Source organism: Streptomyces sp. HP-A2021, assembly GCF_022807935.1.
Taxonomy (GTDB): Bacteria; Actinomycetota; Actinomycetes; order Streptomycetales; family Streptomycetaceae; genus Streptomyces; species Streptomyces afghaniensis.
This window is the reverse complement of the sequence record NZ_CP094344.1, coordinates 3,534,492-3,556,925: the sequence shown is the minus strand read 5'-3', so window position 1 is coordinate 3,556,925 and position 22,434 is coordinate 3,534,492. Positions and strand designations below refer to the sequence as shown.

18 protein-coding genes are annotated in these 22,434 nt (G+C 71.4%); 14 read left to right on the top strand and 4 right to left on the bottom strand.

What is annotated here, in order from left to right; all coding sequences use genetic code 11:
- Nucleotides 1-21: 21 nt before the first annotated feature.
- Nucleotides 22-1,356: a crotonyl-CoA carboxylase/reductase gene (gene ccrA, locus MQE23_RS16035; RefSeq protein WP_243379450.1), complete on the bottom strand. Its 1,335-nt coding sequence runs from the start codon at nucleotides 1,354-1,356 to the stop codon at nucleotides 22-24.
- 265 nt (nucleotides 1,357-1,621) lie between these two features.
- On the opposite strand from ccrA, the gene MQE23_RS16030 reads away from it, so the two are divergent.
- From MQE23_RS16030 to asnB, 5 genes are all read left to right on the top strand, one after another.
- Complete coding sequence (locus MQE23_RS16030) at nucleotides 1,622-2,368, top strand: alpha/beta fold hydrolase (RefSeq protein ID WP_243379449.1); 747 nt, start codon at nucleotides 1,622-1,624, stop codon at nucleotides 2,366-2,368.
- The gene (locus MQE23_RS16025; RefSeq protein ID WP_347710134.1) at nucleotides 2,329-3,378 is read left to right on the top strand and encodes a ketoacyl-ACP synthase III; all 1,050 of its coding nucleotides are present in this window, start codon (nucleotides 2,329-2,331) and stop codon (nucleotides 3,376-3,378) included. The genes MQE23_RS16030 and MQE23_RS16025 overlap by 40 nt, the downstream gene beginning before the upstream one ends.
- A 34-nt stretch (nucleotides 3,379-3,412) precedes the next feature.
- A complete protein-coding gene (locus MQE23_RS16020) occupies nucleotides 3,413-4,633 on the top strand; it encodes a cytochrome P450 (protein ID WP_037674282.1) in 1,221 nt (406 codons plus the stop codon).
- 41 nt (nucleotides 4,634-4,674) lie between these two features.
- Entirely contained in the window at nucleotides 4,675-4,863 is a 189-nt protein-coding gene (locus MQE23_RS16015; protein WP_243379447.1) for a ferredoxin, read from the top strand.
- Nucleotides 4,864-4,933: 70 nt separating this feature from the next.
- Nucleotides 4,934-6,769 (top strand): asparagine synthase (glutamine-hydrolyzing), encoded by a 1,836-nt coding sequence (gene asnB, locus MQE23_RS16010; protein ID WP_243379446.1) that lies wholly within the window; start codon nucleotides 4,934-4,936, stop codon nucleotides 6,767-6,769.
- Between the two features lie 62 nt (nucleotides 6,770-6,831).
- Here asnB and MQE23_RS16005 read toward each other — a convergent pair whose 3' ends face one another.
- Both MQE23_RS16005 and MQE23_RS16000 read right to left on the bottom strand, forming a co-directional pair.
- On the bottom strand, nucleotides 6,832-7,632 hold the full coding sequence (locus tag MQE23_RS16005) for a sulfite exporter TauE/SafE family protein (RefSeq protein ID WP_243379445.1): 801 nt from the start codon (nucleotides 7,630-7,632) through the stop codon (nucleotides 6,832-6,834).
- 84 nt (nucleotides 7,633-7,716) lie between these two features.
- A complete protein-coding gene (locus MQE23_RS16000; protein WP_243379444.1) occupies nucleotides 7,717-8,622 on the bottom strand; it encodes a LysR family transcriptional regulator in 906 nt (301 codons plus the stop codon).
- Between the two features lie 120 nt (nucleotides 8,623-8,742).
- On the opposite strand from MQE23_RS16000, the gene MQE23_RS15995 reads away from it, so the two are divergent.
- Nucleotides 8,743-9,573 carry an oxidoreductase gene (locus MQE23_RS15995; RefSeq protein ID WP_020277519.1) on the top strand — a complete coding sequence of 277 codons (831 nt, stop codon included), beginning with the start codon at nucleotides 8,743-8,745 and terminating at the stop codon, nucleotides 9,571-9,573.
- Between the two features lie 43 nt (nucleotides 9,574-9,616).
- On the opposite strand, the gene MQE23_RS15990 is transcribed toward MQE23_RS15995, so the two are convergent.
- Complete coding sequence (locus tag MQE23_RS15990) at nucleotides 9,617-13,321, bottom strand: tetratricopeptide repeat protein (RefSeq protein WP_243379443.1); 3,705 nt, start codon at nucleotides 13,319-13,321, stop codon at nucleotides 9,617-9,619.
- 173 nt (nucleotides 13,322-13,494) lie between these two features.
- On the opposite strand from MQE23_RS15990, the gene MQE23_RS15985 reads away from it, so the two are divergent.
- From MQE23_RS15985 to MQE23_RS15950, 8 genes are all read left to right on the top strand, one after another.
- On the top strand, nucleotides 13,495-13,647 hold the full coding sequence (locus tag MQE23_RS15985; protein ID WP_020277521.1) for a hypothetical protein: 153 nt from the start codon (nucleotides 13,495-13,497) through the stop codon (nucleotides 13,645-13,647).
- A 173-nt stretch (nucleotides 13,648-13,820) separates the two neighbouring features.
- The gene (locus MQE23_RS15980) at nucleotides 13,821-15,401 is read left to right on the top strand and encodes a S8 family peptidase (protein ID WP_243379442.1); all 1,581 of its coding nucleotides are present in this window, start codon (nucleotides 13,821-13,823) and stop codon (nucleotides 15,399-15,401) included.
- Nucleotides 15,402-15,889: 488 nt separating this feature from the next.
- Nucleotides 15,890-17,056, top strand: a complete 1,167-nt coding sequence (locus MQE23_RS15975) for a DUF4190 domain-containing protein (protein ID WP_243379441.1) — start codon at nucleotides 15,890-15,892, stop codon at nucleotides 17,054-17,056.
- Nucleotides 17,057-17,203: 147 nt separating this feature from the next.
- Nucleotides 17,204-17,956, top strand: a complete 753-nt coding sequence (locus tag MQE23_RS15970) for a GntR family transcriptional regulator (protein WP_020277525.1) — start codon at nucleotides 17,204-17,206, stop codon at nucleotides 17,954-17,956.
- A gap of 341 nt (nucleotides 17,957-18,297) precedes the next feature.
- Nucleotides 18,298-18,492: an SPOR domain-containing protein gene (locus MQE23_RS15965; RefSeq protein WP_243379440.1), complete on the top strand. Its 195-nt coding sequence runs from the start codon at nucleotides 18,298-18,300 to the stop codon at nucleotides 18,490-18,492.
- Nucleotides 18,493-18,538: 46 nt separating this feature from the next.
- Nucleotides 18,539-18,976 carry a (deoxy)nucleoside triphosphate pyrophosphohydrolase gene (locus MQE23_RS15960; RefSeq protein WP_243379439.1) on the top strand — a complete coding sequence of 146 codons (438 nt, stop codon included), beginning with the start codon at nucleotides 18,539-18,541 and terminating at the stop codon, nucleotides 18,974-18,976.
- Nucleotides 18,977-19,085: 109 nt separating this feature from the next.
- Nucleotides 19,086-19,544 (top strand): ATP-binding protein, encoded by a 459-nt coding sequence (locus tag MQE23_RS15955; protein ID WP_243379438.1) that lies wholly within the window; start codon nucleotides 19,086-19,088, stop codon nucleotides 19,542-19,544.
- A gap of 252 nt (nucleotides 19,545-19,796) precedes the next feature.
- Nucleotides 19,797-22,433 (top strand): SpoIIE family protein phosphatase, encoded by a 2,637-nt coding sequence (locus MQE23_RS15950; protein WP_243379437.1) that lies wholly within the window; start codon nucleotides 19,797-19,799, stop codon nucleotides 22,431-22,433.
- The last annotated feature ends 1 nt before the right edge of the window (nucleotide 22,434 follow it).

The window sequence follows — 22,434 nt, the reverse complement described above, 5'->3', positions numbered from 1 at the left end:
ATCGGCTTCCGTCCCGGATGCTCACGGCCGGAAGCGGTTGATGGCGTCGATGTGCTGGGCGCGCTTGTCGTGGTCGCGCACGCCCAGGCCCTCCTCGGGTGCCAGGCACAGCACGCCGACCTTGCCCTGGTGCAGGTTGCGGTGCACGTCGTAGGCGGCCTGCCCGGTCTCTTCGAGGGGGTAGACCTTCGAGAGCGTCGGGTGGATCTTGCCCTTGGCGATCAGGCGGTTGGCCTCCCACGCCTCGCGGTAGTTGGCGAAGTGCGAGCCGATGATGCGCTTCAGCGACATCCACAGGTAGCGGTTGTCGTACTCGTGGGTGTAGCCGGACGTCGAGGCGCAGGTGACGATGGTGCCGCCCTTGCGGGTGACGTAGACGGAGGCGCCGAAGGTCTCGCGGCCCGGGTGCTCGAAGACGATGTCGACGTCCTCCCCGCCGGTGAGTTCACGGATGCGCTTGCCGAAGCGCTTCCACTCCTTCGGGTCCTGGGTGTGCTCGTCCTTCCAGAACTTGTAGCCCTCGGCGTTGCGGTCGATGATCGCCTCGGCACCCATCGCCCGGCAGATGTCCGCCTTCCGCTCGCTCGACACGACACAGATCGGGTTGGCGCCGCCGGCCAGCGCGAACTGCGTGGCGTACGAGCCGAGTCCGCCGCTCGCGCCCCAGATGAGCACGTTGTCGCCCTGCTTCATGCCGGCGCCGTTGCGGGAGACCAGCTGGCGGTAGGCGGTGGAGTTGACCAGACCGGGGGCGGCGGCCTCCTCCCAGCTGAGGTGGCCGGGCTTGGGCATCAGCTGGTTGGACTTGACCAGCGCGATCTCGGCGAGGCCGCCGAAGTTCGTCTCGAAGCCCCAGATGCGCTGCTCGGGGTCGAGCATCGTGTCGTTGTGGCCGTCGCTGGACTCCAGCTCCACGGACAGGCAGTGCGCGACGACCTCGTCGCCGGGGTGCCAGGCGTTGACGCCGGGTCCGGTGCGCAGGACGACGCCCGCGAGGTCGGAGCCGATGATGTGGTACGGCAGGTCGTGGCGCTTGGCCAGCTCGCTGGTGCGGCCGTAGCGCTCCAGGAAGCCGAACGTCGGCAGCGGCTCGAAGATCGAGGTCCACACCGAGTTGTAGTTCACGGAGGAGGCCATGACGGCGACCAGCGCCTCGCCCGGGCCGAGCTCGGGCACCGGAGCTTCCATGAGGTGAAGGGACTTGCGTGGGTCCTTCACCCCCGAGTCCAGCCCATCGAACATTCCGGTGTCAGCCTTGCGGACGGCGATGCCTCGATAGCTGTCCGGGAGTGGCAGCGCCGCGTAGTCGTCGGACGTCGCCTCGGTGGAGACGATGGCATCGACTATTTCCTTCACGTGGTTTCCTCCGGGGGCGAGTGCGAGGTGGGGCAGTGCACGCCCTTCTCGCCAGAGATTAGGCGGGCTCGGTTCTCACGGAAATCCCCTATCGTGGACGACCGGTTCACCTGCCCCCCTACCGGCTGGCTCGGCGAAAGTAGGGGATTGCTGCGGTCGCATCCCCCGGGCATCATGTGCAAACGTGAGGCATCGCCCCGTTCATTGCGAAGGATGATTTGGAGTATGCGGCGTGGTTGGTAACCCCGTTAAAGAAACTGCTTGGGTGCGCAGGTTTCACCCGTCACCCGAGGCGCGATACCAGCTGCTCTGTTTCCCGCATTCAGGCGGATCCGCCAGCTTCTTCTTTCCGTTCTCGCAGCGGCTGGCCCCAGAGATCGACGTGTGGTCCATGCAGTACCCGGGGCGTCAGGACCGCAGGTCCGAAGCCAATATTCCGCACATTCATGAGATGGCTGACCGCGTTGTCGAGGCGGTGGGTCCGCGACTCGACGGCCCCTACGCCTTGTTCGGGCACAGCATGGGCGCAACGCTCGCATACGAGGTCGCGCTGAGGTTGCAGTCGAGCGGCCGACAGCCCGAGGCCCTCTTCGTCTCGGGACGACCTGCCCCCCACCGCAACGTCGACAAGGGGCTGCACCGGCTCTCGGACGAGGAGATAGCCGAGGACATCCGGGCGCTCGACGGCACTGGTTCGGAGATGTTCGGCGACGCGGACATACTCAAGATGTTCCTCCCGGCGATTCGCAGCGATTATCACGCTGCGGAGACGTACGAATACGTGCCCGGCCCCGTTCTGAAATGCCCCATCCGCGGCTTCACGGGGTTCTCGGATCCACGGGTGGAAGTCAGTGAACTGCACCACTGGGGTGATCACACGGAGGGATCTTTCACGCTGGATGTCTTCTCGGGAGGTCACTTCTATCTCGTTGACGAGCAGGAAGGCATCGCCAGTGAAATTGAGCGCACCCTGTGTGGCGCCGGGCACCCGCAAGGAAACATGGGATTGTGACGTATCGGGCAACCGCGGCGCGTGTCGGGATACTGGGCACGGGTTCGTTCCTGCCGAAGCGCATGGTCGGGAACCAGGAAATGGCGGCCTCGACCGGTGTCACCCCGGAGTGGATCGAACGCAAGACGGGCATTCTTGAGCGCCGGTACGCGGAGGATGACCAAGCGGCGTCGGACCTGGCGGCAGAAGCCGGCCGCCGAGCCCTTCAGAACGCGGGGGTCGGTCCCGCCGAGCTGAGCTGGATCATCGTCGCCACTTCCACACCCGACCAGCCCCAGCCCCCTACTGCCGCTGTCGTTCAGCGTCTGCTCGGCGCCGACCGTGCCGCCGCCTTCGACGTGAACGCCGTGTGCGCGGGATTCGTCGTCGCACTGCGGGCCGGGGCCTCCATGACCCTGGAGGACGGGCGGCCCGGTGGCCGCGCGCTGGTGATCGGCAGCGACGTGTACTCACGCATCGTCGACCCATCGGATCGCCGGACCGCTCCGCTCTTCGGGGACGGGGCGGGAGCGGTGGTGCTCGGGCCGGTCGCTGAGGCGGGCGGGCTCCTCGGTGGCAGCGTGGCAACGGACAGCCGACTGCTCGACCTCATCGGCATCACGGCAGGCGGCAGCCGGCAACCCTCCTCCACCGACACCCTCGCCCGTGGCGAGCACTATTTCCGCATGCGTGGGCGCGAGGTCCGCGACTACGTGACACGGGAACTCCCGCGTGCCGTTCACGACCTGCTGACGGACCTGTCCGTACCGCCCGAAGAGATCCGCCACTTCATCCCGCATCAGGCCAACGGAGCCATGCTCCGGGACATATGGGGCCACTTGGGCCTGCCCCATGCGCACCTGCACATGCCGGTCGCCCGACACGGCAACACCGGGGCGGCTTCCATTCCCATCGCTCTGGACCACGCGCACCGCTCGGGCCGGCTGGCGGCCGGAGAGCTGGTCCTGCTCGCAGGATTCGGTGGCGGAATGACCATGGGAACTTCCTTGATCTCCTGGGGCAATCGCTAGCTGCCGCCAGGACAACAACGACGTAAGGACTGACATGGACAAGTCTCAGACACTCGCCCCCTTGCCCGCCGAGCCGCCGCCGGGCTGTCCTTTCTCCCCGCCGCAGGAATACGCGGGACTTCGTATTGAACATCCGGTCAGTCGCGTCTCGCTGCCCGACGGGAGCTGGGCGTGGCTGCTGACGCGCTATGCGGACATCCGTGGCGCTCTTTCGGACCCCCGGTTCAGTTCCGACGTAAACGCTCCGGGATTTCCCCGCAGCGGAATGGTGACCGCAGGCGAAGGCAGCAGTCTCATCCGCACCGACCCTCCTGAGCACGGTCGCCGTCGCAGGATGCTGACGCGCCCCTTCACCGTGAAGAGCGTGTCCGCGCTGCGCCCTCGCATCCAGCAGATCACCGACCAGCTGTGCGATGGGTTGGAGGAACAGAAAGGCAAGGAGGGGCCCGAGGGGTCCGTGGACCTGGTGAGGTCCCTGGCACTCCCGCTTCCGTCACTGGTCATCAGCCTGCTTCTCGGCGTGCCGTACGAAGACCGGGACCTCTTCCAGTCGATCACTGCCACTGTGCTCTCCCGGGTGAACACGGAAGAGGAGCGCACCACAGCCCGTAAGGAACTGCGCGCCTACCTGGACCACCTGGTCGCCGACAAGGAGGGGAACCCGGGCGACGACATCCTCAGCGAGCTGGTCCATGAGCGGATGCGCGAAGGCCAGTTGACCCGGGAAGAGGTGACGGGGACAGCCACGCTGCTGTTGATCGCCGGGCACGAGACCACCGCGAACATGATCGGGCTCGGCGCGCTGACGCTGATCCGCAATCCGCGGGCAGCGGACGAGCTGCGCGAGGACCCCTCCCTGATGCCGGGAGCCGTCGAGGAGCTGCTGCGTTTCCACAGCATCACGCGCAGCGGGCCGCGGCGGGCCGCGACAGCCGATGTGGAAGTGGGCGGCCAGCTCATCAAGGCGGGTGAGGGAATCGTGTGTGCCGTCGCCTCCGCCAATCGAGACCCCGAGCAGTTCCCTGACGGCGACACGTTCGACATCAGGCGTCGGAACGCCCAGCACCACATCGCCTTCGGGTACGGCGTGCATCAGTGCCTCGGTCAGTCCTTGGCACGTGCTGAGCTGGAGATTTCTCTGAACACGCTGCTGGCCCGCTTTCCGGAGCTGCGGCTGGCGGTGGAATTCGAGGATGTTCCGTTCCGCCGCGACATGTTGGTCTACGGCTGCCATGAACTCCCGGTCACCTGGTGACCGGTGAGCAACCACTGACCTGGGACCCGAAGAGGAGAACCATGAAGATTTCTGTCGACACGGAGAAGTGCTGCGGCGCAGGACAGTGCGTCCTGGTCGCGCCGGAGATTTTCGACCAGGACGAGGACGGGATCGTGATCCTTCTGGACCCCGCCCCCTCCGACGATCTGCGTGACGCCGTCCAGGACGCCATGGCCATCTGCCCTGCGGATGTGATCCAGGTGGAATGACCCCGAAGGGCGGCACTGGTTACTGAGGTTGCACTCGACGCAACTATTTCCGAGGAAAGGGTTCATCGCCATGTGCGGTATTGCCGGCTGGGTTTCGTACCGTCGGGATCTGACGCAGCAGTCGCAGGTCCTCGACGCCATGACCGAGACCATGGCCTGCCGCGGTCCCGACGCACGAGGCACGTGGGCGGACCGGCACGCCGCCCTTGGCCACCGGCGGCTCGCCGTCATCGACCTGGCCGGCGGGGCGCAACCGATGAGGGTGGATACCGCAGACGGCGAAGTGGTGATGGTCTATTCAGGAGAGACCTACAACTACACCGAACTGCGCGACGAACTCCGGCGCCGCGGGCACCGTTTCACCACCGACTCGGACACCGAGGTCGTGCTCCGGGGCTATGTGGAGTGGGGCGAGGCGATCGGTGAGCGCCTGAACGGCATGTTCGCCTTCGCCATCTGGGATGCGCGCACCGAGAAGCTCGTCATGGTCAGGGACAGGCTGGGCGTCAAGCCGTTCTACTACTACGAGACCGAGGACGGCATCCTCTTCGGCTCGGAGCCCAAGGCGATCCTGGCGAACCCGCTCTGCTCCGCCGTCGTCGGCCTGGACGGGCTGCGGGAGATGTTCTCCTTCGCCAAGACCCCGGGGCACGCGATCTGGGAGGGGATGCGGGAGCTGCGCCCCGGCCACGTCGCCGTGACCGACACCAACGGCTCGCGGGAGTACGCCTACTGGCGCCTTGAGGCCGACGACCACACGGACGACCAGCAGGCCACCGTCGCGCACGTCAGGGACCTGCTGGACGACATCATCTCCCGGCAGCTCGTCGCGGACGTACCCCGCTGCACGCTTCTCTCCGGCGGTCTCGACTCCTCCGTCATCACCGCGTTCGCGGCCCAGCAGCTCGGGGAGCGGGGGGAGACGGTGCGCAGCTTCAACGTGGACTTCCCGAACCAGGAGGAGAACTTCAAGGCGATCGACCTCGCCCCCACCCGGGACACCCCGTACGCGCACGCGGTGGCCGAGCACGTAGGGAGCGACCACCGGGACGTCGTGCTCCACGCCGGCGCGCTGGCCGACCCGGCGGTACGGCAGGCGGCCGTCGGCGCACGGGACTTCCCCAACGGGATCGGCGACCGCGACAACTCGATGTACCTCCTCTTCAAGGCCGTCCGTGAGCAGTCGACGGTGGCGCTCTCCGGGGAGTCGGCGGACGAGTTGTTCGGGGGCTACCCGTGGTTCCACGAAGACAGGTACCGCTACGCGGACACCTTCCCCTGGCTCGCGGGCAAGGGCTCCCTCTTCGACGCGGGCGGCCTCCTGGACGACGACCTGACACGCCGGCTCGACCTGGGGACCTACGTCCAGGATCACTACGTCAGCGCCCTGAAGGAGGTGCCGCTGAAGAAGGGCGAGACCGGCCTGGAGAAGCGGATGCGCCAGGTCTGCTATCTGAACGTGACGCGGAAGATGCAGCCCCTGCTCGACCGCAAGGACCGGATGAGCATGGCGGCCGGGCTCGAGGTACGTGTCCCGTTCTGCGACCACCGTCTCGTGCAGTACGTGTTCAACACCCCGTGGTCGCTGAAGGCGTTCGACGGCAGGGAGAAGAGCCTTCTGCGCGCAGCGACGCGCGACATGTTGCCGCCGGCCGTGGCCGACCGCAAGAAGAGCGGCTACCCCAGTACCTTCGACCCGCAGTACCTCGCGGCGATCCGGTCCCAGGTCTCCGACCTGCTCAACGGCGACCACCCGGCGCTGACACTGTGCAGCCGGGACCGCCTGAGCGAGGCGATGAAGGCGGACCAGGACACCATCAGCCTCCAGCAACGGACGGTACTGGAACGCTCGCTCGACCTGGCGACGTGGCTCGACCAGCGCAACCCGACGCTGAAGCTCGACTGATCCGGCCGTCATCGGGTGATCCGGCTGTCATCGGGGAACCACGGGTCCGGAACGTCACGCTGTCAGTTCAGGGTCTGGGCGGCGTACAGCGCGCCGACGGCCGTGGCGAGGGCGCCGAGCAGGAGGCGTAGGGCTCGGTCGGGCAGGCGGGGCTGGAGGCGGGCGCCGAGGTAGCCGCCCATGAGGCCGCCCGTGCCGCAGGCGAGGCCGAGCCACCAGTCGGGGGCGACGTCTCCCGAACTGAAAAACGACAGCAGCGCGTAGGTGCCGGCGCCGACGAGCGACGTGGCGAACGTGGCGGCGAGCGCGGCCGGGGCGACGCGGGCGACGGGCAGGCCGCGTCCGACGAGGATCGGGCCGAGCAGGGAGCCGCCGCCGATGCCGTAGATGCCGCCGACCACGCCGACCGCCAGCGCGAGGCCGGTCAGCATGTGCGGGGCCAACTCACCTGGGGCCGACTCACCCGCGGGCGACGGGCCGTGGCGTGCCGGGGCGAGGGCGCGCAGGAACAGCCACAGGCCGAGCGGCAGCAGCAGGGCGGCCGCCAGGAGCCGGAAGACCCCCGGGCCGGGGAGGGCGAAGACACGGACGGTGGCGCCGAGGACGACGCCGGGCAGCGTGCCCAGCACCAGGCGCCGGGCGAGGTCGCCGCGCAGCGCGCCGTCGAGGCGGTAGCGCCACAGGGCTCCGGGTCCGGCCACCACGTTGTACAGCAGGTTCGTCGGGGTGACCGCCGGGTTGGGCACGCCGAGGACGCTCAGCTGGACCGGGAGCAGGAACACCGCGCCGGACACCCCGACCGGGGCGGTCACGGTCGCGATGACCAGCCCGGCGGCCAGCCCGCCCCATACTGTCCAGTCCACCGTCGCCCCGCTTCCCCTGGCCCTTCGAACGTCCGGTCAGTATCAGCGCCCCGGAGGGCTGGGGGGTGGTGTGCAACGAGATGTTCATGAGCGCCCGGTGACCCGCCGGCAGGCCTCCGCGTACTCCCGGACCAGTGGACGTCGTCCGTCCTCCCGGCGCCAGGCCAGGACGTAACGGCTGGGTGTGAGGCCGCGTACCGGGCGGGCGGTCACGCCGCCCAGGGTGAGCAGGGGGACGTTGCCCGCGGCCACGAGGCACACGCCGAGACCGGCGGTCAGAGCCTCGTACGTCTCCTCCGTGCTCGCGATCTCGGCGCCGATCCGGGGAGGTCGGCCGTCGCGGGCGTCCAGGGCCAGCCAGTAGTCGCGCAGCGGACCCGTGCTCTTCGGCAGCGCGAGGAACGGCTCGTCGAGCAGGTCCGTGAAGTCGACCTCGGTGCGGTCGGACAGGGGATGCGTGTCCGGGAGGGCGACCATGAGCGGTTCCTCGGCGACGACCGTCCAGTCGTAGCGCTCCTGGCCGGGCAGCGGCAGCCAGACGAAGGCCACGTCCGCGGCGCCGTCGGCGAGGCCCGCGCTCGGGTCCTCCCAGTTGACCTGCCGCAGCCGGATGACGGCCTCCGGGTGCGCGGCCGTGAAGCGGGAGCGGATCGCGGGCAGCAGGCCGCCCCGGACCGGGCTGGTGCTCATGCCCACGACCAGCGTGCTGTGCTGCGCCGCCCTGGCCGCCTCCACCGCGGCCGCCCCCTCCGCCCAGTCCGCCAGCACCCGCCGGGCGTGCGACAGCAGTGCCGTACCGGCGTCGGTGAGGGCCACGCCGTGCCGGTCGCGCCGGAACAGCTCGATGCCCAACTGCCGCTCCAGCGCCCGGACCTGCTTGCTCAGCGCGGGCTGCGACACGTACAGGCGCTCGGCGGCGCGGGTGAAGTGCAGTTCCTCGGCCACCGCCACGAAGTAGCGCAGGTCGCGCACATGAACGTCGAGGGTCATAGCCATTGGTTATCACCAAAAGTCTTGGACCGGGCAGCGGGCCGGGCGAGAGGGTGGTCGGCGTAACGACACGAGGTCGTGACGACACGCGGTCGTGACGACACGAGACGGGGAGCTGTCATGAACAAGGTGTGGCTGATCACGGGTGCGAGCAGCGGCTTCGGGCGGGCGATCGCCGAGGCGGCCCTCGCCGCGGGCGACGTGGTGGTCGGCGCGGCCCGGCGCCCCGAGGCGTTGGACGACCTGGTCGCCGCCCACCCCGACCGGGTGGAGGCCCTGCGCCTGGACGTCGCCGACACCGGCGCCGCCGAGGCCGCCGTACGGGACGTCGTGGCGCGGCACGGGCGGATCGACGTCCTGGTCAACAACGCGGGCCGGACACATGTCGGTGCCTTCGAGGAGACCACCGAGGAGGAGCTGCGGGCGCTGTTCGAGGTGCATGTCTTCGGCCCGGCTGCCCTCACCCGGGCCGTGCTGCCGTACATGCGAGAGCGGCGGTCGGGCGCGATCGTGCAGATGAGCAGCATGGGCGGGCAGCTGTCCTTCGCGGGCTTCTCGGCCTACAGCGCGACGAAGTTCGCCCTGGAGGGCATGTCCGAGGGACTCGCGGACGAGGTCGCGGAGTTCGGCGTCAAGGTGCTGATCGTCGAGCCGGGCGCGTTCCGCACGGGCCTGTTCGCGACCGGGCGGGCCGGTGCCAGTGCGGACAGCGGCGTGTACGGCAAGGTGAGCGAGACCCGTGGCCTCGTCGCCGGCGGCGACGGCACCCAGCCGGGCGACCCGGCCAAGGCCGCCGCCCTCATTCTGGCCGCGCTCGACGCCGATTCCACGCCGCTGCGCCTGCCCCTCGGGGACGACGGCGTCAGCGCGGTCCTCGCCCATCTCGACCAGGTACGCGACGAGGTCCTGGCATGGGAGAAGCGGTCCCGGGCCACGGGGTTCGACGACTGACGTCGCGCACGCCAGCCCCGAAAGGAGGCGACCGCGGTCGCGGTCACCCCGGCGGCCGTGCCTCCCACGGTTGCGCGATGTCCCCGCCCGGCTCCCAGCCGTAGCGCGCGAGCTGGTCCGCGGCCGCTTTCCGGCCCGCCCTGCGCAGCAGGTCGACCGCGCTGTGGAGGGCGAAGACCGTCCCCGACTCGCCGGCCCGCCGGCACCAGGCGAGCGCCTCGTCGACCTGCCCGGTCCGCTGGAGGAGTTCGGCGCCCTGGCGCAGGGCGCTGATGTCCCCGGCCTCGGCCGCGCGCTCGTACCACTCCAGCGCCTCGTCGGTCCGGCCCGCTTCCTGGGAGAGTTCCGCGGCCCAGCGCAGCGCGAAGGTGTCGCCCGTCTCCGCCGCCCGCCGGTAGCGGGCCAGGGCCTCGGCGGGACGGCCGGTCTCCCTCAGCAGGTCGCCGGCCAGCCACAGGACGAACTCGCATCCGGCCTCGGCACGGTCCTGGAGCCAGTCGATCGCCTCGTCGGTGCGGCCGGCCTCACGCAGCAGGAACGCCGTCTGCCACAGCGCGTCCACGTCACCCGCCTCCGCCGCCCGCCGGTACCAGGCGACGGCCTGGTCACGCCGGCCCGCCTCCTGCAGCAGGCAGGCCGCCTGCCACAGTGCCTCGGAGTCGCCGGCCCGCGCCGCGCGTTCGTACCACTCCAGCGCCTCGTCGATCCGGCCCGCTCCCTGCAACAGGCTCGCGGCCTGGCTGAGCGCACTGGTCTCGCCCGCCTCCGCGGCGCGGCCGTACCAGGTCAGCGCCTCGTCCGTACGGCCCTCCTCCTGGGAGAGGAAGGCACCCTGCCAGAGCGCGTCCACGTCACCCGCTTCGGCGGCGCGTTCGTACCACTCCAGCGCCTCGTCGGTGCGCCCCTCCTGCTGGAGCAGGGAAGCCGCCTGTCCCAGGGCGTCCGTGTCCCCGGCCTCGGCGCGCTCCCGCAGCCAGGCGACGGCCTCCTCGGTGCGGTCCGCCTCCAGCAGCAGGTCGACGATCTGCTGGGCGCCGTCCGTCTCCCCGGCGTCGACCGCCCGCTGGTACCACTCGAGTGCCTGGGCGACCCGGCCCGTGCGCCGCAGGACGTCACCGGCCTGGAGCAGCGCGGACGTGTGCCCGGCGTCGGCGGCACGGGCGTACCACGTGAGCGCCTCGTCGGTGCGGCCTTCCTGCTGGAGCAGCGAGGCGGCCTGCCACAGGGCGTCCACGTCGCCGGCCTCGGCCCGTTCCCGCAGCCAGGCGACGGCCTCCTCGGTGCGGTCCGCCTCCAGCAGCAGGTCCACGGCCCGCCGCCGCGCACTGGTGTCACCGGTCCCGGCCCAGCCGCGCAGCCACGTTATGGCCTCCTCGCCGCGCCCCGACTCCAGCAGCAGATCCACCAAGGGGCGGCGCAGGCCCGCGTCCCCCGTCTCGACCTGTGCCGTCAGCCATTCCACCGCCTCGTCGGCACGTCCGGCCTCCCGCAGCAGCGACACCGCCCGCAGCAGTGCCGAGATGTGCCCGGACCGGGCCCGGGCGCGCAGGGCGTCGAGAGCGTCGTCGGTGCGGCCCGCCGTCCACAGCAGATCGACCATCTGCTGGAAGGCGAAGGCGTCGTCGGTCTTGGCGCGGGCGCTCAGCCAGCGGACGGCCTCCTCGGTGCGCCCCGCCTCCCGCAGCAGGCCGACCGTCTGCTGCAACGCGTAGGTGTCGCCCGTCTCGGCGGCCCGCCGGTACCAGGCCAGTGCCTCGTCCGGGGCACCCGCCTCGCGCAGGAGGCCGGCCGCCCTGCGCATGGCGTCGATGTCACCGGCCTCGGCCGCCCGCCGGTACCAGGGCAGCGCGTCCTGAGGGTGCCCCTCGCTCTGCAACTCGTAGGCGAGTCTGCGCATGGCGTTGACGTCACCGGCCTCGGCGCGGCGGAGCAGCCAGCCCATCGCGTCCTCGGTGCGGCCCGCCTCGCGCAGCAGCCCGAGCGTCTGCTGGAGGGCTTCGCTGTCGCCGGTCTCGGCCGCCCGCCGGTACCAGCCGATCGCCTCGTCGGTGCGGCCCGCCTCACGCAGCAGGGCGGTCGTCTGCCGCAGCGCGAACGAGTCGCCGGCCTCGGCCGCCCGCTGATACCAGGTGATCGCCTCGTCGGTCCGGTCCGCCTCGCGCAGTACCTTCGCGGCCTGGAGCAGCGCGAACGTGTCGCCGTGCGCGGCGGCCACGGAGTAGGCGCGGACCGCGAGCCGTTTGAGACCGCGCAGCCCCGCCGAGCGCGCGATGTCGACGTGGCTGCCGACGGCGGCGTGGTCGACGAGCGCGTTCCACAGTTGCGGGGGCACGCCGGCGGTCCGGCGGTTGGTGCGGCCCTCCTGTTCCAGGTAGTCGGCGAGGACGTAGTGCGGCTGGGCCGGATACGGGTCGCCGGGCCGGGGCCGCATCCGGGTGAGGGGACCGCGGGCGCCATGGCAGGGCGCGGCCGTGTAGGCCAGCGCCTGCTCCAGCCAGTCCTCGCCGAGCGTGTCCCACTGGCCGTCCGTGAGGTAGCCCGGGGCGGCGGCCTCCAGCAGTGCGTGCGGGAGCGCCCGGGCGTGCCCGAGCCGCCGCGCGTCCATCGCCGTCTCGATCAGCGCCCGCGCCGCGGTGGGGGCGGCCCGGTAGCGGTCGAGCAGGGAGGGCGCGCCCGCCAGGTACTGGGTGATCTGCCCCTGATCGGCCTCGGCGACGGCCCGGGCCAGCCTGGGGTCGCCGCCGGCGGCGACCCGCAGCGCCTTGAGAGCCGGGCCGTTGAAGGTGTCCGGCACGGGTACGACGGCGCCGCTGAGCAGGACCCGAGCCTGCGGATGGGCATCGGCGAGGCCGGGCTGGGGCGTGCCGGTGAGGGTGGCCCAGTACTCGGGCCACATCGTGCCGAGGACGAGCACCGGGGCCCGGTCCGGCTCGGCGAGCAGGTCACGCAGTCCGGCGGCGACGCGCTCGCCGACGGAGTCGGTGGGCGTCAGCAGGTAGTGCTGCATCTCGTTGAGCCACACCACCGTCCGCGGAGCCACCGCGGCCAGGTCCGCCAGCACCGCCTGCGGGCGGTCGGGAGCGATCGGGTGCCACAGCCGCCAGCCGGCCGGGAGTTCCTGCACGGCCTCCCAGCAGGCCCGGGTCTTGCCGCAGGAGGAGCCGCCGACCAGTACGACCATGCCGCTGACGCCGTCGGCGGCCTGCTGGACCACCTCACGCAACCGGGTGTCGTGTACGCGTTCGACGTAGGCCGGGAGGAGGGGCAGCGTCTCGCTCCTGCCGTTGTCCCACGGCCCGGCGGCCGGGGGGACTTCGATCGCCCGGTGGACCTCCAGCGAGAACGGGTCGGCGAGTTCGCCGACGGGCCGCCCGGGAGCGGCCCGGCCCCCGGGGCCCGGCAGCGGATCGGGGCCGAGGTCGCCGGCGCCGGGAACCGCCGGCGGCGACGGCGGCGTCCTCTCCTGCGATGGCGCCTCGGGCGCGCGGTCGGCCGCCATCAGTGCGGACCACTGGCGTGGCACCGGGGGAGGCAGCTCGGCCCAGCGGGCCAGGATGCGGGCCACCGCGAGCAGGTGGTCGAGGTTCCGCGGCGCGTGCTTGTGGTTGAACCAGTCGCTGATCGTCTTGACCGAAACGCCGGACTTCTCGGCCAGCCTGCTCCGTACGAGGCGGAGTTCACGGTCGGCGAGACGTGCCTCGGCCCGCCTGCGTAACCGGTCGAGCTCCTCGAGCACGAGCGACGCCACTCCACCTCCTCGGCACGGTCGGCTTTCCGGTTCGGAAATCCGAAAGGCCGCGTCGACCTTCAGGGTACGCAGTCGGATTCCGAACTGTTCCGAGTTGGCTGGGAGTTGTCACCCCACCGAGCGTGAACTGGTGCGCGTACGCCCCCCCCGGAGCACGACGGCAGGAGCAGCAGATGGACGCCGACCGCACCCCCACGCGCACCCGCTCGCGCGCCCGCGACTGGCGTCGCCTCCGCCGTGCCGTCATGTTCAGCGCGGTGCGCGGCGCGGCGGCCGCGCTGGGCTCCGGCGCCGTCAGCGCGCTGCTGTGGTGGTGGCAGCGGTAGGACTCCGCGTGCAGGGCCCTTGTGCAATTCCTGTGGAGGCCTCAATCTTTCGGCTGACGCACAGGAGTCCTCCAAGATTGACATGACCATGACCTACGGCCATGACCCCAGGGTGGCTCCGACGGGCGTGCACACACCCCACAGCGCACCACCGATTGAGGAGGACCCCTCAGATGGCAGTGATGCGTACTCCCCACGGACCCACCCGGCGAAGACTGGCCGCGCTCGGCGCGACGGCCACCGCGGCGCTCGTCGCGGGCCTCGTCTCCGCCCTCCCCGCCGGCGCGGCCCCGGCCGCGTCCGAAGGGCGCATCCAGTACGAGGGCGCGGCGAACGCCGTCGCCGACAGCTACGTCGTCACCCTGAAGACGCAGAAGGCCGGTTCCGCCGCGGGCCGGGCCCTCGCGCACAAGTACGGCGCCGACATCGAGCGCACCTACACCAAGGCCCTGAACGGCTACGAGGTCGAGGCCTCCGAGTCCGAGGCGAAACGCCTCGCCGCCGACCCGGCCGTCGCCTCCGTCGTCCAGAACAGGACGTTCCGCATCACCGGGACGCAGCCCAGCCCGCCGTCCTGGGGCCTGGACCGCATCGACCAGAAGAACCTCCCGCTGAACAGCTCCTACACCTACCCCGACTCGGCCGGGGAGGGCGTCACGGCGTACGTCATCGACACCGGCGTCCGCATCACGCACAGCGACTTCGGCGGCCGCGCCTCCTACGGCTACGACGCCGTCGACAACGACAACACCGCCCAGGACGGCCACGGCCACGGCACGCACGTCGCCGGCACGGTCGCCGGCGGTGCCTATGGCGTCGCCAAGAAGGCCAAGGTCGTCGGCGTCCGGGTGCTCAACAACTCCGGCCAGGGCACCACCGCCCAGGTCGTCGCGGGCATCGACTGGGTCGCGCGGAACGCGGTCAAGCCGGCCGTCGCCAACATGTCCCTCGGCGGCCCCGGCGACACCGCCATCGACACGGCCGTACGCAACGCCGTCACCTCCGGCGTCACCTTCGTCGTCGCGGCAGGCAACGAGTCCACCAACGCCTCCACCCGGTCCCCGGCCCGCGTCACCGAGGCCGTCACGGTCGGCGCCACGACGTCCAGCGATGCCAAGGCGAGCTACTCCAACTACGGTTCGGTCCTGGACCTGTTCGCGCCCGGCTCGTCCATCACCTCGTCGTGGAACACGAGCGACTCCGCGACCAACACCATCTCCGGTACGTCGATGGCGAGCCCGCACGTCGCCGGAGCCGCCGCCCTGCACCTGGCCGACAACCCCACGGCCACGCCCGCGCAGGTCTCCTCCGCGCTGACGGCCGCCGCCACCACCGGCGTCGTCACCAGCCCCGGCACCGGCTCGCCCAACCGGCTCCTCAACGTCGGCGGCGGCACGACCACCCCGCCCGGCCCGCGCTTCGAGAACACCGCCGACCAGGCCATCGCCGACAACGCCACCGCCGAGTCGCCGGTGACCGTCTCCGGCGTCTCCGGCAACGCGCCCTCGGCCCTGGCCGTCGAGGTCCACATCGTCCACACCTACATCGGAGACCTCCAGGTCCAGCTGATCGCCCCCGACGGATCGGCGTACACGCTGAAGGGCTACGGCAGCGGCGGCAGTGCGGACAACATCGACACCACGTACACCGTGAACGCCTCCTCGGAGGCAGCGAACGGCACGTGGAAGCTGCGCGTGAGCGACAACGCCCGCTTCGACACCGGGCGGATCGACGCCTGGGCGCTCCAGTTCTGACCTCGCTCGTGACCGGCCGTCAGTCTCCTGACGTGCCCCGTACGTAGGCGTCCTCGTCCTCCGGGAAGGCTTCGGGCCGACGACCCAGCCCGCCCCGAGGACGAGGCTCGTCTCGCGGTGGACGCCCCTCGAACGGCACCTCCCAGTCCGCCCGCAGCACCAGCCCACTCGCCGGCACCAGGGCTGTGTCCGGCCGCAGCGTCGCCGCACACGCTCGATCGCCCGGCCGTCCGCCGCCCGGCCCACGCGTCCAGGTTCCGCCCGTCCGCCTCCGGTTCGCCCGTGAGCACCCCGTGCGCCGCCACCGGAAGCTGAGCCGACCACTCCTCCCGCAGTTCCACGGTCCGGTCAGGCGGTTCGGCGCCCGTGTCGAGGTCGCGATCGTCTGCATTCCGCCCCCGTCGCCCCGCCGCATACGATGCGCACAGCCGTACGTCGGTTTCCGCACGGCCGCTCTCTCCGCCGCCTCAGCCAGGAGCACCGTACCCGTGTCGATACCCCCGCCCCCCGGGAACCAGCAGCCCCGGGACCCGTACGGCCCGCCGCCTGCGAACTGGCTCCAGGGAGCGCAGGGTTACAGCCCCCATGGACCCCATGGCCCCTACGGCCCCACCGGCCGCCCGTACGGCGCGCCGGTCTCCGTCAACGCGCTCGCCGTCGCCGCGCTCGTGCTCGGTGTGCTCTGCTTCCTGCCCGCCGCGGGGCTCGTGCTGGGGCTGATCGCGCTGCGGCAGATCAGGCGGAACGGCCAGAGCGGCCGGGGGCCGGCGATCGCCGGGGCCGTGCTGTCGTCCGTCGGGATCGCGCTGTGGGCGGTGACGCTGTCCACGGGTGTGCTGTCCGAGGCCTGGGAGGGGTTCAAGGACGGCGCGCGGGGCAACGAGAGCCTGTCGCTGGAGAAGGGCGACTGCTTCGACGCGCCCGGCGGTCTGGAGGGCGACACCTACGACGTCGACCCGGTGTCCTGTGAAGGCGGGCACGACGGCGAGGTGTTCGCGGTCGTGACACTGCCGGGCGGCGCCTTCCCGGGCGACGCCGAGATCACCGACATCGCCGACGAGAGGTGCTACGCGCTCCAGGACCAGTACGCCATGGACTCCTGGGCGATGCCGGCCGACGTCGACGTGTACTACCTCATGCCGTCCCGGGACAGCTGGCGTTACGGCGACCGCGCGATCACCTGCGTCTTCGGCAACACCGACGCGAAGGCCGGGCTGACCGGCTCCCTGCGCGGCGACCCCACCACGCTCGACACCGACCAGGTCGTCTTCCTGTCGGCGGCCAACGCCGTCGACGCGGCGCTGTACGAGGAGCCCGAGGACACCCCCGTGGACGACCTCGCCGGCCACCGGGCCTGGGCCACCCAGGTGCACGACGTGCTCGGCGAGCAGATCGAGGCACTGCGCGGGCACTCCTGGCCGGCCAGAGCCCGGCAGCCCGTCGCCGGCCTGGTGAAGGACCTGGAGGACGCCCGGGAGGAGTGGGCGAAGGCGAGCGAGGCGGACGACGTGGACTCGTACCACGCGCACTACGACAAGGCCTACGAGTACGTCGACGGCCCGTCGACCGTCACCGCGCGCAAGGCGCTCGGCCTCGCGACGGCGCCGCCTTCCCCGGGCGACGACGAGGGCGGTGGCTCCGAAGCCCAGGTGTGACGGCGGCTATAGCGGGGAGAAAGTGCCTGCGTAAAGCCCTCGGGGCCCCCATGTCATCACATCGAGTGATTCTCTGGCCTTTGCTTGCATGGCACAACCTACGGTTGCCAGGCTGTTGCTGTCTGTACAACCTGATGGGAGCGGCCAGTGACATTCGGTGAGCAGCCGGCGTACCTGCGCGTCGCGGGTGATCTCCGCAAGAAGATCGTCGACGGTCAGCTGCCACCGCACACCCGACTCCCCTCCCAGGCCAGGATCCGCCAGGAGTACGGCGTCTCGGACACCGTCGCCCTGGAGGCCCGCAAGGTGCTCATGGCGGAGGGTCTGGTCGAGGGCCGCTCCGGCTCGGGGACGTATGTGCGCGAGCGGCCCGTGCCCCGGCGCATCGCCCGCTCCGGGTACCGCCCGACCGGCGGGGCCACGCCGTTCCGCCAGGAGCAGGCCGACGGCGAGGGGCGCGGCACCTGGGAGTCCAGCAGCGAGCAGTCCGAGGCCAGTGTCGCGGTCGCCGAGCGGCTGGGCATCGAGCCGGGCGAGCGCGTGATGTGCACGAGGTATCTCTTCCGCGAGGGCGGCGAGGCGATGATGCTCTCCACCTCCTGGGAGCCGCTCGCCGTCACGGGCCGTACGCCGGTGATGCTGCCGGAGGAGGGGCCGGTCGGCGGCATGGGGGTCGTCGAGCGCATGCGCGCGATCGACGTGATCGTGGACAACGTCACCGAGGAGGTGGGCGCCCGCCCCGGCCTCGCCGAGGAGTTGCTCGTCCTCGGGGGCGTCCCCGGCCATGTGGTCCTGGTCATCCAGCGCACGTTCTACGCCTCCGGCCGCCCGGTCGAGACGGCCGACGTGGTCATCCCGGCCGATCGGTACCGGGTCGCCTACCACCTTCCGGTCAAGTAGCGAACGCTCACTTCAGCCCCGCGGCGCGCCCCCCGCGCGCCCCGCTCACACGATCACCGCGGGAGCCGTCCCCGGCCCGGGTGGTCCGTATCCCTGAGCCGGCCGTCGTTCTCCCAGGTCGGCGGCGGCGTATGCGGTATGCCTCCGGCCGGGTGCGTCGAGGCACGCGGACGGCGCGTTCGTCGTCGTGCGCCCCCTGTGTTCTGGCCGGTTGCGTACCTCTTTGTGAAAAGCCGTATTCGCTGCGTGAAGGTTAGGCGTAGGCTCGGGCATATGCGCATTGCGGTTTCCTTATCGGGTGGGGCACGGCACAGGCCGCGGGCGGGAAGTGGAGGGGCGCGATGAACGACAGCACGATCACTCTTCCCTGGCTCGTGATACGAGAGGACGACAACGGCAACCGCTACCGGGTCGGCCGGTACGCGACCCGGGCCGAGGCCCAGCAGATCGCGGACAGCCTCGACGGCCGCGGCCACAAGCAGCTGTACTGGGTCGAGCGGCTCGGTCAGAACGGGTCGGGGGCTGCGCACGACTGACCCGGGCCCTGTCGTCCGGATCGGATCGCAGCCGTAGGCTCCCCGCATGAGTGAGCGGATCGTCGTCGTGGGTGCCGCGCTGGTCGACGACGGGCGGCTGCTGGCCGCCCGGCGCAGCGCGCCCGTCGAGTTGGCAGGGCGCTGGGAGCTGCCCGGCGGCAAGGTCGAGCCGGGGGAGACGGCCGGCGCGGCGCTGGTGCGGGAGCTGCGCGAGGAGCTCGGCGTCGACGCCGAGGCCGGCGGGCGCGTCCCGGGGGAGTGGCCGCTGAAGTCGCCGTACGTGCTGCAGGTGTGGACCGCACGGCTGCGGCCCGGCTCCGCCGCCCCCGAGCCCCTCGAGGACCACGACGCACTGCGCTGGCTCGGCCCCGAAGAGATCTGGGACGTGGACTGGCTCGACCAGGACGTGCCCGCGGTGCGGCAGACACTCGCGCACCTGGGGCCGCTCGGCGGTCGTCGTACGGGAGAAGTACCCGGCGCCTGAGGCCAACCGGGGGCGTGCGAGACCTGAAGGCGTCCGTGCGGGCGCCCCGTACGACTTTCGTGCCACAGTGCGCTGCCCCGCGCGGTACTTCGCCCCGGATATCGGGTATGTGCCCATTAACCCTACGAAAAGGGACACCGTTGGGCCCGCTGCCGGGGAAGTGATCGGCGTGATCGACACCGAAGGTGACCGCGCCGCGTGGACCTTTCCCGCCGAGCCGGGCGCCGTGCGCACGGCCCGTCAGGCCGTCCGCGGCCAACTGCGCGGCTGGGGCCTCGACAGCCTCGCCGACCTCACGGCGTTGTTGGTCAGCGAGTTGGTCACCAACGCCCTGCGGCACGCCAGGGGCCCCATCGGCGTCCGCCTGGTCCGCCCCTCCGAACTGAACGCCGTCCTCCTGGTGGAGGTCTCCGACCCGCTCCCGGACCCGCCCCGCGAGCGCGCCGCCAGGCCCGAGGACGAGAGCGGCCGCGGGCTCTACCTGGTGGCCACCTCGTGCCGCCGCTGGGGCACCCGGCCCGGCGGCGTGGGCAAGACCGTGTGGTTCGAACTCGCGGTTCCGGAGTGAAAAATCGGTGTACGTCCGCCCCGTCGCTGTCGAGCGAATGGTTCAGGCCAGTGGCGGTTGCCGACGGACGGGATTCGACGACGTGTCGCCTGGTTAGAAGACTGGGAGTGTTCTCACGGTCCGGACCGAAAACCATCGGGACCGTGCTGTGATCGTGAACACCGTGTTGTGCGGCACCGTAGTGCTGGATACTGCGGGCAGCCGCCCCCGGTGACCGGTGCCGGACGCGGTGAGCTGGAGGGGACGGTTCGCGTGAGCGAGATACCAGCGAAGGCCACGGAGTCCGAGGACCCGTCGGCGGGCGCGAGGGCGATGGCCGCGGACGGCCTGGCCTCCGCGGTGGGAGGTGCGCTCGCGGCCGACGGGGTGCAGCCCGGGGACGCCATGTGGCAGAGCAGTCCCCCCGGCTCCATCTACGACTACATCAAGGTCGCGTCCTTCTCCATCGGCCCCGACGGGCTGGTCGACCAGTGGAGCCTGCGCGCGGAGCACCTCTTCGGCATCCCCGCGGACCGCGCCGTCGGCATGGACCCCATCGAGACGTTCATCGACCCGCGCCTGCGCGAGCGGGGCATGCGCAAGATGGCGGAGATCCTCGACGGCCGCGAGTGGACCGGCGTGGTGCCCTTCCGGACGCCGAAGGACGCCGAGGGGGAGTGCGGACGCGAGGGGCTCGCCGAGGTGTACGTCATGCCGACGCGCACCGAGGACGGCGAGAAGGCCGCCGTCTGCATCGTCGTCGACGTCCGCACGCTGCGCAGCATCGAGACCGACCTCGCCGCTTCGCAGGCCATTTTCGGTCAATCCCCGTTCGGTTTCCTGCTGATCGACGCCGACCTGCGGGTCCGCCGCGCCAACCACCGGTTCGCGTCCGTCTTCGGCGGCGAGCCGGACGACCACCGCGGCAAGGGCGTCCACGACTACCTCCAGCGCGGCGAGGCGGAGCGGGTCGCCGCAACGCTGCGCCGTGTGCTGGAGACCGGCAACTCCATCACGGACATGCACGTCACGGGCTTCGTGCCGGGCTCCGACGAGCGCCGCCACTGGTCCGTCAACCTCTATCGCGTGCACAGCGGTTCGGGCCGGCCGATCGGCATCGCCTGGCTCGGCACGGACATCACCTCGCGCCGCGCCGCCGCCCGCGAGGCCGCCGCCGCCCGGCGCAACCTCGCCCTGCTGAACGAGGCCGGCGCCCGCATCGGCAACTCCCTCGACCTGGAGACCACGGCCCGGCAGCTCCTCGACGTCGTCGTGCCCGGCTTCTGCGATCTGGCCACCGTCGACCTCTACCAGGGCCTGCTGGTCGGCGACGAGACCCCGCCCGGGCTCGCCGACGGCAGCGCCGAACTGCGCCGGGTGGCCTTCGCCAGTGCCGTCTCCGACGCGCCCTTCACCGGCACCGGCGTGCCCGTCGCGGTCGGCGCCGTCCACCACTACCCGTTCAACTCGCCCTGCGCGGACGCCCTGCGCACGGCCCGCCCGCAGACCGTCCCCGGCGAGGACGGCGGGCTCGTGCAGTCCACGCTCGCCGTGCCGATGGTCGCCCACGACACCGTCGTCGGGCTCGTGCAGTTCGCCCGTACGAAGGGCAGCGAGCCGTTCGGCGACCGCGACCGGGACCTGGCCGTCGAACTCGCCGCCCGCGCCGCCGTCTGCATCGACAACGCCCGCCTCTACCGGCGCGAGCACCAACGCGCGTTGATACTGCAACGGTCCCTGCTCCCGCCCGGCGACCCGGAGGCCTCCGGCCTCGACATCGCCTGCCGCTATCTGCCCGGCAACGCCAACACCGGCCGGCCCAGCGAGGTCGGCGGCGACTGGTTCGACGTCATCGAACTCCCCGGGCACCGCACCGCGCTGGTCGTCGGCGACGTCATGGGCCGCGGCCTGCGCGCCGCCGTCGCCATGGGCGAACTCCGCACCGCGGTACGCACCCTGGCGCAGCTCGACCTCGAACCGGCCGAGGTGCTCTCCCAGTTGGACGAGATCGCCCGCGGCCTCGGGGCCCCGGGCGGCGTCCAGCAGGCGACCAGGGCGGCCCGCCGCCCCCGGGAGGCGGACCTGTCGGAGGTGTACCTCGCCACCTGCGTCTACGCCGTCTACGACTCCGTCACCCGGCGCTGCACCTTCGCCAACGCGGGCCATCTGCCGCCCGTCCTGGTCGAACCGGGCGAATCGGCCCTGATGCTCGACGTGCCGCCGGGCCTGCCGCTCGGCGTCGGCGGCGAGCCCTTCGAGGAGGTCGAGGTCGAACTCCCCGAGGGCGCCCTGCTCGCGCTCTACACGGATGGACTGGTCGAAAGCCGCGATCACCCCCTCGACGAGGGCCTCCAGGCCTTCGTCAGCACCCTCTCCGACCCCAACCAGCCCCTGGAGGACGTCTGCGACCACGTCCTCAACACCCTCGACACCCATCACGGCGAGGACGACATCGCGCTGCTGATGGCACGTGTACAGGGCCTGCCCACCGAGTCCGTCGGCGACTGGACCCTGCCGCGCGAGCCGCGCAGCGTGGGCCGGGCCCGCGAGTACGCGCGCGCCCAGCTGCTCAGCTGGGACATGGAACCCCTGGTCGACACCACGGAACTCCTGGTCAGCGAACTCGTCACCAACGCCCTGCGCTACGGCGAGGGCGAGATCCGGCTGCGTCTGCTGCTGGACCGCACCCTGGTCTGCGAGGTCTGGGACTCCGGCCTGGTCCAGCCCCGCCGCCGCCGGGCCCGCGACACGGACGAGGGCGGCCGGGGCCTGCAGCTGGTCGGCCTCCTCAGCGCCGCGTGGGGCTCCCGCCGCACGCCCCGGGGGAAGACGGTGTGGTTCGAACTGCCCCTGCCGGGCGGCGAAACGAGCCTGACGGACCCGGCGGAGGCGTTGCTGAGTCTGTTTTAGC

What these genes read in the sequence shown, in the direction of transcription:
- MQE23_RS15995 (WP_020277519.1), top strand. Translation starts at nt 8,743, where the DNA reads ATGAACAAGGTGTGGCTGATCACGGGTGCGAGCAGCGGCTTCGGGCGG.
- MQE23_RS16015 (WP_243379447.1), top strand. Translation starts at nt 4,675, where the DNA reads ATGAAGATTTCTGTCGACACGGAGAAGTGCTGCGGCGCAGGACAGTGC.
- MQE23_RS15965 (WP_243379440.1), top strand. Translation starts at nt 18,298, where the DNA reads ATGAACGACAGCACGATCACTCTTCCCTGGCTCGTGATACGAGAGGAC.
- asnB (WP_243379446.1), top strand. Translation starts at nt 4,934, where the DNA reads ATGTGCGGTATTGCCGGCTGGGTTTCGTACCGTCGGGATCTGACGCAG.
- MQE23_RS15985 (WP_020277521.1), top strand. Translation starts at nt 13,495, where the DNA reads ATGGACGCCGACCGCACCCCCACGCGCACCCGCTCGCGCGCCCGCGAC.
- MQE23_RS15960 (WP_243379439.1), top strand. Translation starts at nt 18,539, where the DNA reads ATGAGTGAGCGGATCGTCGTCGTGGGTGCCGCGCTGGTCGACGACGGG.
- MQE23_RS16000 (WP_243379444.1), bottom strand. Translation starts at nt 8,622, where the DNA reads ATGACCCTCGACGTTCATGTGCGCGACCTGCGCTACTTCGTGGCGGTG.
- MQE23_RS16020 (WP_037674282.1), top strand. Translation starts at nt 3,413, where the DNA reads ATGGACAAGTCTCAGACACTCGCCCCCTTGCCCGCCGAGCCGCCGCCG.
- MQE23_RS15980 (WP_243379442.1), top strand. Translation starts at nt 13,821, where the DNA reads ATGGCAGTGATGCGTACTCCCCACGGACCCACCCGGCGAAGACTGGCC.